Genomic DNA, 14627 nt, shown 5'->3' with positions numbered 1-14627 from the left:
AGTGTACGCCCGCCAAGCTACAAAAAAATAAGTGCTCGGGTTGATAAGTGAGGTCTGACTTTGCCGACAATCGCCACGATCAATGGTTGGTCGACGAAAGAGTTGTCATGGCTGAGGTTCTTGTTGCGGGTGGGGGGATTGGTGGTTTGTCTGCGGCGCTGGCCTGTGCCCAGGCGGGTGCCAAAGTGTCTTTGTACGAGCGCGCTGCCGCGTTTTCCGAGTTCGGCGCGGGCATCCAGCTCGGCCCTAATGCGGTGCGGGTGTTGCACGGCTGGGGTTTGAAAGATGACCTGACCGGTTTGGCCGCGTTTCCACACCGCTTGCAATTTCGCAGCGCCACATCGGGCACGGTACTGGGTGAACTGACGTTGGGTGCGGACATGGTTCGGCGTTATGGCGCACCGTATATCACCATCCACCGGGCAGATTTGCATGCTTTGTTGGTGCGGGTGCTTCAGCAGCGGGGTGATGTGGCGCTGCATCTGGCCAACGCGGTCACCAGCGTGGCGCAGACCAAGGCCCATGTCACCGCGCAATTGCAAGACGGCCAGCAGCCGCAGGCCGATGTGTTGGTGGCCGCCGATGGCGCCTGGAGCAACCTGCGCCAGCAACTGTTACACGACGGCAAGCCCCAGCCCACCGGGCATCTGGCCTACCGCACCATGGTCAAGCAAAGTGACTTGCCCAAACATCTGCAAACCCAGCAGGTCACCGCCTGGTTCGGGCCGCGTATGCATGTGGTGCAGTACCCGGTGCGCGGGGGGGACTGGATGAACGTGGTCGGTATCGTGCACGGTCAGGTCCAGGGTGACATCACCAGCTGGGACCACAGTGCTAACGCAGCCGATTTGCAGCGCATTGTGGCGGACAGCTGTGCCCCCTTGCGTGACCTGATCCATGCCATCGAGGCTTGGCGCCTGTGGCCGCTGAGCATCCGCCTGCCGATGCGCGGTGCGCACGAACATGCGCTGGGCCGGGTGGCGCTGCTGGGGGATGCGGCGCACCCGATGGTGCCGTACCTGGCGCAGGGAGCTGCCATGGCGATTGAAGACGCAGCCACACTGGCCAAGCTGCTGGGGGCTGCGGGTGTATTTGCTGCGGAGTCAGGCAACCAAGCTGTGCTGGGCCGGGTGCCGGCACTGATCCAGGATTACGCCAACCAGCGCTGGCAGCGCAATGCCAAGGTGCAGGCACGCGCTCTGCAGAATGGCCAGATTTACCACCTGACCGGGCCGATGCGCCTGGGCCGTGACCTGGCCATGCGTGTGCTGGGCCAACGGTTGCTGGATCAGCCCTGGTTGTATGGGGGTGGGCCGGCTTAACGGCCACTTGTGTGCCGGGCGCGCGATGGCGCCGTTTTGAAGATGACTAAACTCGGCACAGTTCTCGCTTCACATGTTCTCATGACCTCCCCGCAACCGACCACACCAAGCGACCAGCCGAGCATCGGTCTGGACCAACTGGCCAAACAGGCGCGCGCCGTGGTGGTGGGCATGGCCGACACTCACGACGAGGAAGAACGCGGCATTGCGCTGCGTTTGCTCGAAATCGGTTTTTTGCCTGGTGAGGTGGTGCGGGTGATCGCCCACGGTTACCCGGGGCACGATCCGTTGGCGGTGCGTGTGGGGCACACCACCTTTGCCTTGCGCAGCCACGAGGCAGCGCTGGTTCAGGTTCGTCCGCTCTGACTCAGATCGCCCTGCATGACGGATCACACCCACCTTCCTCCGCTGCGCGTGGCACTGCTGGGCAACCCCAACTGTGGCAAAACCGCCTTGTTCAACCTGCTCACCGGCAGCCGCCAGAAGGTGGCCAACTACGCCGGTGTCACCGTGGAGCGCAAAGAGGGGCACTTGGAGACCGCCTCGGGCCGCCAGGTGGTGGTGCTGGATTTGCCCGGTGCCTACAGCCTCAACGCCCTGAGCGCTGACGAGCAGATCACCTGCGACATCGTCACCGGGCAGCGCCCCAACGAGCCCTTGCCGGACCTGGTGGTGTGTGTGGTGGATGCCACCAACCTGCGTCTGAACTTGCGCCTGGTGCTCGAAGCGCGTGCGCTGAATTTGCCGCTGGTGCTGGCGCTGAACATGAGTGACGCAGCGCGCCACAGTGGCATCACGGTGGACCGTGCGCTGCTGGCGCGAGAGCTGGCCATGCCGGTGATTGAGACGGTCGGTATCCGCCACGACGGTGCCCAGGAGCTGTTGACCTACCTGGCCAAGGTGGATCTGGCCAAGTCGAAAAAACGCCTCAAACAGCAGATGACCTGGCATGCACCGCAGGTGGACGAGGTGATGGCCACCCAGCAGGAGGTGCGTCGTGTGATCAAGCTGGCGGTGCAGGAGCCTGAAGGCAGCCTGCACACCGACGATGCGATTGACGCGGTGGTGTTGCACCCGCTGTGGGGCATGCTGGTGCTGGCCGCCACGCTGTTTCTGATGTTCCAGGCGGTGTTCAGCTGGGCCGTGTGGCCCATGGATCAGATCAAGTCGCTGGTGGAGGGCTTGTCTGATGGGGTGCGTGGCCTGTTGTCTGACGGGCCGTTGAGCAGCCTGCTGGTGGATGGTGTGCTGGCCGGGGCCGGTGGGGTTCTGGTGTTTTTGCCGCAGATCCTGATCCTGTTTTTTTTCATTCTGGTGCTGGAGGACTCTGGTTACCTGCCGCGTGCGGCGTTTTTGCTGGACCGGGTGATGGGCACGGTGGGCTTGTCCGGGCGCTCCTTCATTCCACTGTTGTCGAGTTTTGCCTGTGCGGTGCCGGGCATCATGGCCACGCGCAGCATCACCCATTGGCGTGATCGGCTGGTCACCATCATGATTGCGCCGCTGATGACCTGCTCGGCCCGGTTGCCGGTTTATGCGCTGCTGATTGGTGCCTTCATCCCGAGCCGCACGGTCTGGGGGGTGTTTAACCTGCAGGGGCTGGTGATGTTTGGCCTGTATGTCGGGGGTATTGTCTCGGCCATGGCGGTGGCCGCGGTGGCCATGTTGTGGCGCGCCCAGGCGCGGCCGACGCCGCTGGTGATGGAGCTGCCAGCCTACCGCCTGCCCAATGTGCGCAATCTGGCGCATGGCTTGTACGAGCGGGCCGCGATTTTTGTCAAACGGGTGGGTGGCATCATCCTGGCGCTGACCATCCTGCTCTGGTTTTTGGCGACTTTTCCGGCAGCGCCTGCTGGGGCAACCGATGCGGCCATCAACCACAGCTTTGCCGGTATGTTGGGGCACTGGCTTGAGGTGCTGGTGGCACCGATTGGTTTCAACTGGCAGATTGCGGTGGCCCTGGTGCCTGGTATGGCGGCGCGAGAGGTGGTGGTGGGTGCCCTGGGCACGGTCTACGCGTTGTCGGCCACCGGTGAGGATGTGGCGGCCCAGCTGAGTCCGCTGATTGCACACAGCTGGTCGCTGGCCACCGCCTTGTCGCTGCTGGTGTGGTTCATTTTTGCACCGCAGTGTATCTCGACCCTGGTAGCGGTGCGCCGTGAAACCAACTCCTGGCGTTACCCCTTGCTGGTGACGCTGTACCTGTTTGCGCTGGCTTACCTTGCCAGCTGGGTCACATACCGACTGGCCCTGATGTGGGGGGCGGGCTGAGATGGGCCAGACCTGGGCGGTGGTCGTGCTGGTGAGCTTGGCGGCGCTGTACTGCCTGTGGTATGTGCTGCCCAACACGCTACGCCAGCGACTGGGGCGGCTGCACCGCGCTTTGGGTCGTGCCCCCAGCTGCCACTCTGACTGTGGTCGCTGTGGCCAGTGCCCGGGCTCGATAACGGCAGCGTCGACACAGCCCCAGCCAGAGCAAACCGTGCATTTTCACCCCAAGCGCTGAGCATCACCTTGTGGTGCCAGCGGTTCGGGCGGCGGCTTGTCAGCGCTTGTTGCGAATGGGGGAGTCTTTGGCAATGCCCCAGTCGGTCGTCGGTGGGGTGTCCGGCGGCGCATAGGTGTTGTATTTGGCGGTGTAGTACAGGCCAACACCAAAAAATGTGATCAGAGCAATCGCGCCCAGTGCCAGCTTGAGCACCAGCATCCAGAATTTTTTGTCTTTGTCATTCATGGCAGGGTCTCTGAAACATCTGGAGCAGGGTGTTTGAACATGAATCAACGGGCCTGGTTAAAAAACTGGTTGGCGTGTCGGCTACGTGCCTCGATCTGGCCAAACAGCGGTCGGATGTTGTCGTCCCACACCAGCTCCAGCGTCTGACATGCGGCGCTGGAGATATGGGTGACGCGGTTCTGGTCGCGGTGACCCAGGTCCAGCGCATTGCCCAGCACCTCGGCCACATGGAGCAAGGGCACCAGCGGGTTGTCCAGCGCGCTGTCCGGGTTGTGGTGGTGCTGGATGGCCTGCACGATGGTGGGGGGCAGCTTCCAGTGCTCGGCCAGCCAGGCACCGATGATGGCGTGGTCTAGGCCAAAGGCCTCTCGCTCCAGTTCCTCAATGCCCAAATCGGAATGGATGGCTTGTTGCCAGCAAGCGCGCGCGGTGTCGGCATCCAGCGCAAAAAGCCAGAGTTGGCCGATGTCGTGCAACATGCCCGAGATCAGCGCGGCGTCTGGACTCACCGGCTGGGCCACATGGCGGGTAAGTTCCTGGGCGCAGATGCTGATGGCCACGCTGTGTTCCCAAAACGCGGTGGGCAGCGTGAGTGCGGCCGCTTTTTGGATGAAACCACCCAGGCTGCTGATCAGGGTGATGCTGCGCACCTTGGCCAGACCAATCAGCGAGGTGGCGGCAAAAATGTTGTTAACGTTGGCATCCCGTTGCCTGCCTGAGGCGGCGGCATTGGCCACCGACAGCACGCGGGCTGTTATTACCGGGTCCAGGTTGATGTAGTTCGCCAGGGTGTTGAGGTTGGTGTCGGGGTTGTCCAGCGTGGCCAGAATCTCTTGCACCAGGATGGGAAAACTCGGCATCAACCGGCTGTGCTGGATGACCGTGTCGCGGGTGATGGGTGGGTGGCTCATCATGCGGTACGGTAAGCCATCACCTGGTCAAACAGCGACAGCAGGGTGGGGTCATCCAGCTTGCAGTCTTTGAAAATCTCTTGCACCCGGCGCGCCGCCTGCTCGGTGTCCAGAGCGATTTGTTCGTCGCTGCGATCATCGGGCTGGTCGATACAGATGTATTCGGCGTGGTGGGCACGCAACTGGTTGAGGTTGTCGGCGGTGAGCGGGTGGCCGGGTGGCAACACCATGCTGAGCAAACCACGCTCCACCACCTGGACGGTCTCGCCCAGCACCATGCCGGGCTCGATGTCGGTGACGGGAATGTACTGGCGGCGCGTTTTCATGCGGGTGCTCGCAAAACCTCGGTCTGGCAGCGCAGCGCCATCACGCTTGGCGGCCCAGCAGCAGGTATTCCATCAGCGCCTTTTGCACATGCATGCGGTTTTCGGCCTCGTCCCAGACCACACTTTGTGGCCCGTCGATCACCTCGGCATCCACCTCTTCACCGCGGTGGGCGGGCAGGCAGTGCATGAACAAGGCCTTGGGTTGGGCCACGGCCATCATCTCGCTGCTGACCCGCCAGGTGGCAAAAGCCTGTTTACGCACCTCGTTCTCGGCCTCATAACCCATGCTGGTCCAGACGTCGGTGGTGACCAGGTCAGCGCCGCGGCAGGCGTCCAGCGGATTGCTAAAGTTTTCATAGCTGCCTGCCCTTATGCCATCTGGGCCAGAGGCTATTTTTTCATTGACTTCGTAACCACTGGGTGTGCTTACATTGACCTTGAAGTCCAGCAGCGTGGCAGCCTGCAGCCAGGTGTTGGCCATGTTGTTGCCGTCACCGACCCAGGCCACCGTCTTGCCCTGGATCGGGCCACGGTGTTCAATGAAGGTGAAGATGTCGGCCAGGATCTGGCAGGGGTGAAACTCGTTGGTCAGGCCGTTGATCACCGGCACGCGGGAATATTCGGCAAAACGCTCGATCTTGGTTTGCTCGTAGGTGCGGATCATCACCAAGTCGGCCATGCGGCTGATGACTCGCGAGCTGTCTTCAATCGGTTCGGCACGGCCCAACTGGCTGTCGCCGGTGGTCAGGTGCACCACGCTGCCACCGAGCTGGTACATGCCGGCCTCAAAACTGACACGGGTGCGGGTCGAGGCCTTTTCGAAAATCATCGCCAGCGTGCGGTCCACCAGCGGCTGGTGCCGGGTGAAGGTCTTGAACTTGGCCTTGATGAAGGCCGCGCGCTCGAGCAGGTAGGCGTATTCATCGGCCCGCAGGTCAGAGAACTGCAGGTAGTGACGCACCGGTGGTGCGCCTTTGGGGATGGTGCTGGGGATACCGAAGTTGACCGGGTTCATGGGGCTTCTTTCAACAGAGCGGAAATCAGGGGGCACAACCGGGCAACGATCTCGTCGGCCTCGGCTTGGCTCAGGATCAGCGGCGGCACCAGACGCACCACGCTGTCGGCGGTCACGCTGATCAGCAGGCCCGCATCGGCGGCACGTTGGGTCAACACACCGCAGGGTTTGGCCAGGTCAATGCCCAGCATCAGGCCTTGGCCACGAATCTCTTTGACCATGCCGGCTGCCAGTTCGGCCGCCAGGGCGGTCTCCAGACCGGCTTTCAGGTGGGCGCCGACTGTAGCGGCATGGGCCAGCAGGCCGTCTTCTTCCATGATGCGGATGGTCTCCACCCCGGCCCGCATGGCCAGCGGGTTGCCACCAAAGGTGGTGCCGTGGTTGCCGGGCTGGAAAATCTGGGCGGCCTTGGGGCCAGCCACCACCGCACCCACCGGCACGCCGGAACCCAGGCCCTTGGCCAGCGGCATCACGTCGGGCACGATGCCCGCCCACTGGTGGGCAAACCATTTGCCGGTGCGACCCATGCCACATTGCACCTCGTCAATCATCATCAACCACTCACGTTCATCACAGAGCTTGCGCAAGTCGCGCAGGTAATCCAGGTGCATCGGGTTGATGCCGCCTTCACCCTGGATGGCTTCAAAAAACACTGCCACGACATTCGGGTTGCCTTCGGTGGCGGCCTTGAGAGCCTCGATGTTGTTGATCGGCACACGGATAAAACCTTCTACCAGCGGGCCAAATCCGGCCTGGACCTTGGGGTTGCCGGTGGCGCTCAAGGTGGCGATCGAGCGGCCGTGGAAGGCTTTTTCATACACCACGATTTCCGGCCGTTCAATGCCCTTGTCATGGCCAAACTTGCGCGCCAGCTTCAGTGCGGCCTCGTTGGCCTCCAGCCCGGTCGAGCAGAAAAACACATTGCTCATGCCCGAGAGTTCGACCAGCTTTTTGGCCAGCGCTTCCTGGTTGGGCACATGGTAGTAATTGCAGCTGTGGATGATCTTGCTGATCTGGTCCTGCAGTGCGGGCACCAGCTTGGGGTGGTTGTGACCCAGGGTGTTGACCGCAATACCACCGAGCGCATCCAGATAGACCTTGCCGTTGACATCCCAGACTCGGCAGCCCTGGCCGTGTGACATGGCGATAGGCAGGCGCCCGTAGGTGTTCATCACGTGGGGCGAGGCGGCTTCAATGAAGGGATGGGGTGCGTTCATGCGTTGATCTCCGTGGGAAAACAAAGCGGCCCAACGCAGGTTGGGCCGTTGAAGCGTGATTTTAGACCGATCAAATCCATGGTCTGGTCAGCCGCAGTGGTGGTCTGGGTTGTGGGGGTGCGGCGCTGCTGAAAACCCCAGGTCTTGTATAAGACTTGGGAAGCGCACTACAATGCCCGCTGCGTTGCAACATCTCGTCAACACCCCCAAGATTGGCCGCCACAAGATGGTTTCACCTGTTCCACCAAAAGTCTATATCCTGGGTGTGACCCACAGCGGTCGCGCTTTTCGCCCCAGTGACTGGGCAGAACGGTTGGCCGGTGTCATGAGCCAGTTTCGACCGGGCCAGGCCTTACCGGGGCGCCACTACACCTATTCACCGTGGTGTGTACCCACCAGTGTGGAAGGAACCCGCTGTGTGATTCTGGACGAAGCCTTGCGCACCCACGATGTGATGGCCTGGGACTTTTGCATGAACTTTGCCAAGGACAACGAGTTGCAGACCTTTCAGGGCCCGCCACCGGTGGGCCACGGCCTCAAGCCCAAAACGCCACGCGGCTGAAGGAGTTGGCCGCTGGCGGCTCAGATCTCTTGTGCGGGTGTGGCTGGGTTGCTGAGTGGCAGGCTGGCGGCTTCACGTGCTTTGATCCGCATTTTGTAGATGGTGTAGGTGTTGGTGATGGCAATCACCACTTCGAGCGCTGTGCCACCAATGGAGCCCGAGAGCACGTTGTTGACAATCCACAGCGCGGTGCCCAGCAGCATCACCATGCGCATCTGGATGCCCTCCAGAAGAAACAGCGCCAGTGTGCCGACGCAGGAGGCCATCAGCGGGATCCAGTTCCACCACACGGTGGCCAATTTGAACCCCAGCCCGATGTTGATGGCCACAAAAATCAAGGCAATCCACAGCGACTTGGAGTAGATTGACACCAGCGAGCGGGTCATCGACACCAGGGAACTGGCGCCTGCTGCCGGATTGCCCAGCAGCGTGAAGTGCACCACGTAGGCCACACATTCGGCAGCCATGTAGAGCTTGAAGCGGATGTCGTTTTTTTGTAAGAACGACGCTACACCCAGAAAAAATGCAGCGTAGCCAAACAGTTGTGCGGTATCGAGCCAGTGGTCAAACACAAATAATCTTTCTCAAACAGTGGTCTGTGTTTTGGCTGCACGCCAGGCGCCGTAGGCGGCGGCCACGCCATTGAGGGTGTTGCCCAGCATCTGCCACCACGAGTCGTAGGCCCAGGCGTTGTACATCCACAAGCTGGCCACACCAATCATCGCCAGTCGCAAAGCCACACCACGCATGTAAAACATGGCATAGGTGGCCAGCATCGACCCGGCCATCGAGAACAGGGTGGTGACGCCGTTCCAGGTGAGTGCCCCAAGCAGCAGCGTGACCAGCAAAAACGCCAGACAAGACCACAGCTTGGTGCGTGCGCTGCGCCCCTGCGCATTGGAGGCGGACACCTGTCGACCCACACTGAGGGCGCTCAAGGCGGCGGCACTTTGCGCGCCCATCAGCAGGTTGTTGGCGGCCCACAAGGCCGAGGCCCAGCCGGTGGAATGGCGCAGTGAGCGGTCTGAGGTGCGCACCAGACCGGCGATATTCAGAGACAAAGCCGCCAGGCCAGTGATATCGACAAGAGTTGGGGTCATGGGTGGTGCGCCAGGCAAGGATGCGGCGCCAAGTCGTGCTGAAAGTTAGGTGTAAGCTATTGTAAGGGTTAACCCTAGTTTCTGCTTGACAGCATGTGCGCGTTGGCGTTTGTTGCCCAAGCGGTGTGCCAGACAGGTCGCAAGCGCCAGACGCAAAAAAGCCGTCCAAAGACGGCTTTTTTGCTTTTGCTGACAGCGCACCCGTTACAAACGGCGTTGTCCTGATCCCTCAGGACAACGTGCGATTTGCCTGAAAATCAGGCGGCGAGGGCCAAGGCTTTCACCTTGGTAGACAGGCGGCTCTTGTCGCGTGCAGCCTTGTTCTTGTGGAAGATGCCCTTGTCAGCCACGGTGTCCACCACGGCTTGCATCTTGCCAAACAACTCGGTTGCTTTGGCCTTGTCGCCAGCGAGAACGGCTTTTTCAACGTTCTTGACAGCGGTGCGGTATTGGGAACGCAGCGAGGTGTTCGCGGCGTTGATCTTGATGTCCTGACGGACGCGTTTACGGCCCGACGCCAGGCGCGGGTTCTTTTTCTTGGGTTTTCCAGATGCCATGATTGATGTTCCTTGAGTCTGTGGATGTTGTCAGCAAAGCCTGCGATTCTAGCAGTGACTCGCAAACACCTGTCTACCCGCTGCGGCGCAGCTACACTTTGCGGCGTGAGCCTCTTCAAATCCGCCTCCATCGTTTCCCTCCTGACCCTGGGGTCACGTATCACTGGCCTGATGCGTGAGCTGCTGATGGCGTCTATCTTTGGCGCCTCCGCCATGACCGACGCCTTCAACGTGGCGTTTCGTATTCCCAACTTGTTCCGGCGCTTTTTTGGCGAAGGCGCCTTCAGCCAAGCTTTTGTGCCGGTGCTGGCAGCCTCCAAAGCGCAGCAGGGGGATGACGCCACGCGCCTGGTGATTGACCGGGTAGCCACGGTGCTGGTTTGGGCGCTGCTGGTTCTGAGCATTGTGGGGGTGCTCAGTGCCGGCGGGTTGGTCTGGATCATGGCCAGCGGTTTGCAACAAAACCCGCGCGGTTTTGATGTGGCAGTGGTGATGACGCGCTGGATGTTTCCCTACATCGCCTTCATGTCGCTGGTGGCTTTGGGTGCCGGGGTGCTCAACACCTGGAAACACTTTGCCGTGCCTGCGGCCACACCGGTGCTGCTCAATGTCTGCATGATTGCAGCCACCGCGCTGGGTGCACCCTGGTTCAAAAGCCTGGGTATTGAGCCGATTTATGCGTTGGCTGGGGGCGTGCTGCTGGGCGGGGCCTCCCAGCTGGCGGTGCAGTGGTGGGCCTTAAAACGGCTGGCCTTGCAGCCACGTCTGCGCTGGCGTTGGTCAGCCCTGCGTGAGGCCTGGGCCTGCACCGAAACCCAGAGTGTGCTGCGCCTGATGGGCCCGGCGCTGTTGGGTGTGAGCGTGGCGCACATCTCGATGCTGATCAACACCCAGATTGCCTCGCACCTGCGTCCTGGCAGCGTGAGCTGGATCACCTATGCCGACCGGCTGATGGAGTTTCCCACCGCCTTGCTCGGCGTGGCCATGGGCGTGGTGTTGATGCCGCAGCTGGCCGGTGCACGTGCCAGTGGTGACACCGCCCGGTATTCCAGCATGCTGGACTGGGGCCTGCGCCTGGTGGCCTTGCTGGCAGTGCCTTGCGCGGTGGCGCTGCTGGTGTTTCCGAAGCCACTGGTGGCGGTGCTCTACCACTACGGCGCCATGACCGCCTTTGATGTGCAGCAGGTCACCTATGCATTGATGGGTTGGGGCACCGGGCTGATTGGTATTGTGGCGATCAAGGTGCTGGCACCGGGCTACTACGCCAACCAGGACACCAAAACCCCGGTGCGTATTGCGGTGGGTGTGCTGGTGTTCACCCAGTTGCTCAACTTGGTGTTGGTGCCGATGTTTGCGCATGCGGCGCTGACCTTGTCGATTGGTATCGGCGCCTTGGTCAATGCGCTGTGGCTGCTGGTGGGGTTGATCAAACGGGGTAGCTACAAACCCGAGCCGGGCTGGGGGGTGTTTCTGCTGCAGGTGCTGGCGGGCTGTGTCTTGCTAGGGGTTTTCCTGATGTGGGCCAATGGCCACTGGGACTGGACCGCTTTGCGTGCCGAGAGTTTCAAGAGAATTTGGCTTCTAGCCCTTATATTGATTGGGTCTGCTGCTATTTATTTGGGAACTGTCAGTGTGGCAGGCCTGCAATTGCGCCAACTCCTGCGCCGGTAGACAATGGCCCCTATGAATTTTTCTCTGAATGTCCCGACGCCGCTGGAGTACTTTGCCTCTCTGGTGCACACCGACGCCGACTTTGCCCTGCTGGAGGCTGCCGTCAGCCTAGCCCAGGACGAGTACCCCGACATCAGCGTGCAGCAGGTGCTCGGTGAGGTGGACCAGCTGCTGGCGCGCCTGCAACGGCGCCTGCCGACCGACGCCGGGCCGCTGCAAAAGTTGCGCACGCTCAACCAGTTTGTCTTCCGCGACCTGAACTTTGCCGGCAACTTCAACAACTTCACCGACCCCGACAACAGCTTTGTGCATGTGGTGTTACGCACCCGGCTGGCGATCCCGATCTCGATGGCGGTGATCTGGCTGGAGCTGGCCCAGGGCATCGGCCTGAAGGCACGTGGCGTGGCGTTTCCGGGGCATTTTCTGGTCAAGGTCAACCTCAGCGAAGGCCAGGTGGTGATTGACCCCTTGAACGGCCAGTCGCTCAGCCGTGAAGAACTGGCCGAGCGGCTGGAGCCCTACCGCAACCAGGCCAGCCTGGTCGATGAGCAAGAGCTGCCGCTGGGCCTGTACCTGCAGGCCGCCAGCCCGCGCGAGATCATTGCCCGCATGTTGCGTAACCTCAAAGAGATCCATGCCGCGCAGGAAGACTGGCACCGCCTGATTGCTGTGCTGGACCGGCTGATTGTGCTGCTGCCCCAGGCCTGGTCCGAGTACCGTGACCGCGGCTTGGCCCATGCCCAAGCCCGCCACCCCGGCCATGCGCTGGAAGACTTGGAAACCTACCTGGCCAATGCCGGGGCCGCCAGCGACCGCCCGGCCATCACCGCCCGCGCAGCCGAGCTGCGCCGGGCAACACACTGATTGAGACGTCAAATCGGGCGCTAGCCCTTACCAATAAAGCGCCTTCAGCTATTAATTTGGTATTTTGGAGCTGGATGGGGTGCCACCGTCGGCAAACTGGTGCCAGGCGCGGCGCAGCTGGGTGTCGGAGCTGAAGCCCGCCAATTCGGCCGCCTGGGTCACATTGCGGCCCGACTGCAGCGCGGTCTGCGCCAGCGCCAGGCGGATGCGGCGCAGATAGGCCAGCGGCGCAATACCTGCGTGCTCTACAAACAGGCGGGTCAAATGCCGGGGCGAGGTGCAGGCCAGCTCGGCCATGTGGTTCAGACTCCAGCTGTCGGCGGGTGCGCTGCTGATGGCGTCCTGTACCCGGTGCAGGGCCGGGTGCAAGTGGTTTCGGTAGCTCAGAAACGGTGACAACTCGGGGTCCTGCGGGCCCCGCCGCAGCGCCACCACCATGGTCTGTGCCACCTGGGCGGCCACGGCCTCGCTACAAAGGTTGGCAATGCGGTGCAGCATCAGGTCAATGCCGGTGGTCACACCGGCGCTGCTGTATACCGGCGCGTCTTCCACAAACACCCTGTTGGCCACCACCTGGCAGCTCGGCGCCACCTGTTGCAACTCTGCCAGATGCTGGTGGTGGGTGGTCACATGGTGGCGTGCCAGCAGCCCGGCGTGGGCGGCCAGCACCGCCCCGGCGCACACGGTGACCAGCTCCAGCTCAGGTGTGGCCAGCCGCAGGCCACGCAGCCAGTGCAGCAGGGCGCGGGCCGGTTCCGAATCCACCGCGATGGACTGCCCGGGCATGCCCAGCAGCACCACCCAGCTCGGCTGCGGCAACACCGTGGGCAAGGTCTCGATGCCGCTTAAGCGCAGGCCGACCGAGCTGACTTGATCGGCGCAGGGTCCCACAAAACGCAGCACAAAACGTGGCGCCAAGCCTTTGGCCACCAACACCTGGTTGGCGATGCGCAGCGCCTCGGCTGGCCCGGCCCAGTCCAACGCCAGGGTGTCTGGCAGCAGCACAAAAAACACCTCAATTGGGTTGGCAGGTGTTTCAGCCAATGGCATCGTCGCTCCAGGGGTAGTCCATCTGGCGGGCGGTCAGGTGCGCCAGTTCTGGCCCGGCCAGCCGCGCCACCAGATGCAGGCACATGTCGATGCCCGCGCTGATGCCCGCCGAGGTGATCAGCGCGCCGTTGTCGATCCAGCGCGGGCCTTCACACACCTCCAGCTTGGGGAAGGCCTGGCGCAGGTCGGCCACATCCTCCCAATGGGTGGTGACGCGGCCCTGGTCTAACACCCCACTGGCCGCCAGCAAAAAGGCACCGGTGCAGACCGAGGCGCTGATTTGTGCAGCAGCAGCCGTGCGGGCGATCCAGGCCAGCGTGGCCGGACAGGCTTGGGGCGCAGTCACCACACCGCCGGGCACCAACAGCAGATCACAGGGCGGGTGGTTGTCAAAACTGTGTTCTGGCAAGACCCGCAAACCGGCCCGCGCCTGGATCGGGCCACCGTCCCGCGAGACACAGGCCACCTCAAACAAGGCGCCCGCACCGGGGTTGCGCCTGCTGTGCACCCGGCTGGCGGTGGTGAACACCTCGTACGGCCCGGCAAAGTCCAACACCTCGACCGCGTCAAACACCAGGATGGCCACCTGTATCGGCAAGGGCGCGCTCATGCCGCTTGCTCCATCGCACGTTGTACTGCCTGCGCCGGGTTACACAGAGTGGCAAAACGACCGGCCAACACGGTGGCGGTGCGGGTTTTGATGTCGGCCGCGCTCAAGGTCTGACCATCGGGCTGTTGCATGTCCCAGGTCAGCGTGGCGTCCAGGCAATAGTCCACCTGCCAGCCCAGGTCAGAGGCGTGGCGGGTGGTGGTTTCGCAACACTGTTCGGTGCGGATGCCGCTGATGATCAGCCGCTGGAAACCGTGCTCGGTCAGCCACACATCCAGCCCGGTGCCCACCAGCGCGCTGTGGCGGCTTTTAACAAAGGTGGCGGCAGGCTCAAATACACGCAACTCGGCCAGCGGCCTGATGTGGCCCGATGCCTGGGCAAACGGGTTGTCGCTGGATGCCGGGCCACTCACATGGAACACCCGCACGATCGGCACCCCGGCCGCCAGGCAGCCGTCGATCAGCGCGTTTTGCGCCTGGGCATAGGCGGGCAGGTCGGTGTCGGTGAAAAACGGGCGGTGGCGGAAGGACTCTTGTGCATCAATCACTATCAGACATGTTTTCATCAAGATTTCTCCGGTATTAAAACCCTGATGATCCATTATCTATGAGGGCCTAGCCACTTTGAAAGAGACAGATACCAATCATATTCGGACATTCATGTCTGTGTCTGATCCACCCACACCGT

The 14627-nt window shown here is 62.1% G+C and carries 17 protein-coding genes; 6 read left to right on the top strand and 11 right to left on the bottom strand.

Annotation, left to right across the window (positions count from 1 at the left end; translation table 11 throughout):
• Nucleotides 1-107 precede the first annotated feature (107 nt).
• The 3 genes from FDG13_RS15620 (at nucleotide 108) to FDG13_RS15610 (ending at nucleotide 3593) form a co-directional block, all read left to right on the top strand.
• On the top strand, nucleotides 108-1322 hold the full coding sequence (locus tag FDG13_RS15620) for an FAD-dependent monooxygenase (RefSeq protein WP_180129707.1): 1215 nt from the start codon (nucleotides 108-110) through the stop codon (nucleotides 1320-1322).
• 81 nt (nucleotides 1323-1403) lie between these two features.
• Complete coding sequence (locus FDG13_RS15615) at nucleotides 1404-1688, top strand: FeoA family protein (protein WP_180129705.1); 285 nt, start codon at nucleotides 1404-1406, stop codon at nucleotides 1686-1688.
• A 15-nt stretch (nucleotides 1689-1703) separates the two neighbouring features.
• Nucleotides 1704-3593, top strand: a complete 1890-nt coding sequence (locus tag FDG13_RS15610) for a ferrous iron transporter B (protein ID WP_180129702.1) — start codon at nucleotides 1704-1706, stop codon at nucleotides 3591-3593.
• Nucleotides 3594-3867: 274 nt separating this feature from the next.
• Here the strand turns inward: FDG13_RS15610 and FDG13_RS15605 are convergent, their stop codons facing one another.
• From FDG13_RS15605 to FDG13_RS15585, 5 genes are read right to left on the bottom strand one after another with little or no spacing between them, the layout of a single operon-like run.
• The gene (locus FDG13_RS15605) at nucleotides 3868-4056 is read right to left on the bottom strand and encodes a hypothetical protein (RefSeq protein ID WP_180129700.1); all 189 of its coding nucleotides are present in this window, start codon (nucleotides 4054-4056) and stop codon (nucleotides 3868-3870) included.
• 44 nt (nucleotides 4057-4100) lie between these two features.
• Nucleotides 4101-4967, bottom strand: coding sequence for an HDOD domain-containing protein (locus tag FDG13_RS15600; RefSeq protein WP_180129697.1), 867 nt, complete (start codon nucleotides 4965-4967; stop codon nucleotides 4101-4103).
• A complete protein-coding gene (locus FDG13_RS15595) occupies nucleotides 4967-5293 on the bottom strand; it encodes a hypothetical protein (protein ID WP_180129694.1) in 327 nt (108 codons plus the stop codon). Before FDG13_RS15595 ends, FDG13_RS15600 begins: the two co-directional genes overlap by 1 nt.
• A 40-nt stretch (nucleotides 5294-5333) precedes the next feature.
• Nucleotides 5334-6308 (bottom strand): ornithine carbamoyltransferase, encoded by a 975-nt coding sequence (gene argF, locus FDG13_RS15590; RefSeq protein WP_180129691.1) that lies wholly within the window; start codon nucleotides 6306-6308, stop codon nucleotides 5334-5336.
• Nucleotides 6305-7525, bottom strand: a complete 1221-nt coding sequence (locus FDG13_RS15585) for an aspartate aminotransferase family protein (protein ID WP_180129688.1) — start codon at nucleotides 7523-7525, stop codon at nucleotides 6305-6307. Before FDG13_RS15585 ends, argF begins: the two co-directional genes overlap by 4 nt.
• A gap of 226 nt (nucleotides 7526-7751) precedes the next feature.
• On the opposite strand from FDG13_RS15585, the gene FDG13_RS15580 reads away from it, so the two are divergent.
• Nucleotides 7752-8087, top strand: a complete 336-nt coding sequence (locus FDG13_RS15580; RefSeq protein ID WP_180132525.1) for a DUF3579 domain-containing protein — start codon at nucleotides 7752-7754, stop codon at nucleotides 8085-8087.
• A 20-nt stretch (nucleotides 8088-8107) separates the two neighbouring features.
• Here FDG13_RS15580 and FDG13_RS15575 read toward each other — a convergent pair whose 3' ends face one another.
• The 3 genes from FDG13_RS15575 to rpsT all read right to left on the bottom strand — a co-directional run bounded on the left by FDG13_RS15575 (nucleotide 8108) and on the right by rpsT (nucleotide 9744).
• Complete coding sequence (locus FDG13_RS15575) at nucleotides 8108-8659, bottom strand: YgjV family protein (RefSeq protein WP_180129686.1); 552 nt, start codon at nucleotides 8657-8659, stop codon at nucleotides 8108-8110.
• A 12-nt stretch (nucleotides 8660-8671) separates the two neighbouring features.
• Nucleotides 8672-9187 (bottom strand): YgjV family protein, encoded by a 516-nt coding sequence (locus FDG13_RS15570; protein ID WP_180129683.1) that lies wholly within the window; start codon nucleotides 9185-9187, stop codon nucleotides 8672-8674.
• A gap of 257 nt (nucleotides 9188-9444) precedes the next feature.
• A complete protein-coding gene (rpsT, locus tag FDG13_RS15565) occupies nucleotides 9445-9744 on the bottom strand; it encodes a 30S ribosomal protein S20 (RefSeq protein ID WP_078363299.1) in 300 nt (99 codons plus the stop codon).
• 105 nt (nucleotides 9745-9849) lie between these two features.
• Between rpsT and murJ the strand changes: the two genes are divergently transcribed.
• Both murJ and FDG13_RS15555 read left to right on the top strand, forming a co-directional pair.
• Nucleotides 9850-11415: a murein biosynthesis integral membrane protein MurJ gene (gene murJ / locus FDG13_RS15560; protein ID WP_180129681.1), complete on the top strand. Its 1566-nt coding sequence runs from the start codon at nucleotides 9850-9852 to the stop codon at nucleotides 11413-11415.
• A 12-nt stretch (nucleotides 11416-11427) separates the two neighbouring features.
• Entirely contained in the window at nucleotides 11428-12279 is an 852-nt protein-coding gene (locus FDG13_RS15555; protein WP_180129678.1) for a SirB1 family protein, read from the top strand.
• Between the two features lie 51 nt (nucleotides 12280-12330).
• Here the strand turns inward: FDG13_RS15555 and FDG13_RS15550 are convergent, their stop codons facing one another.
• The 3 genes from FDG13_RS15550 to FDG13_RS15540 are packed head-to-tail and all read right to left on the bottom strand — an operon-like array spanning nucleotide 12331 to nucleotide 14505.
• Nucleotides 12331-13329 (bottom strand): GlxA family transcriptional regulator, encoded by a 999-nt coding sequence (locus FDG13_RS15550; RefSeq protein ID WP_180129676.1) that lies wholly within the window; start codon nucleotides 13327-13329, stop codon nucleotides 12331-12333.
• Entirely contained in the window at nucleotides 13316-13939 is a 624-nt protein-coding gene (locus FDG13_RS15545) for a DJ-1/PfpI family protein (protein ID WP_180129674.1), read from the bottom strand. Before FDG13_RS15545 ends, FDG13_RS15550 begins: the two co-directional genes overlap by 14 nt.
• Entirely contained in the window at nucleotides 13936-14505 is a 570-nt protein-coding gene (locus FDG13_RS15540) for an isochorismatase family protein (RefSeq protein WP_180129672.1), read from the bottom strand. Before FDG13_RS15540 ends, FDG13_RS15545 begins: the two co-directional genes overlap by 4 nt.
• Nucleotides 14506-14627: the final 122 nt, after the last annotated feature.

The organism is Rhodoferax sp. BLA1 (assembly GCF_013416775.1).
Lineage (GTDB): Bacteria > Pseudomonadota > Gammaproteobacteria > Burkholderiales > Burkholderiaceae_C > Rhodoferax.
The sequence above is the reverse complement of the archived record's forward strand: the minus strand, read 5'-3'. Positions and strand labels throughout refer to the sequence as shown.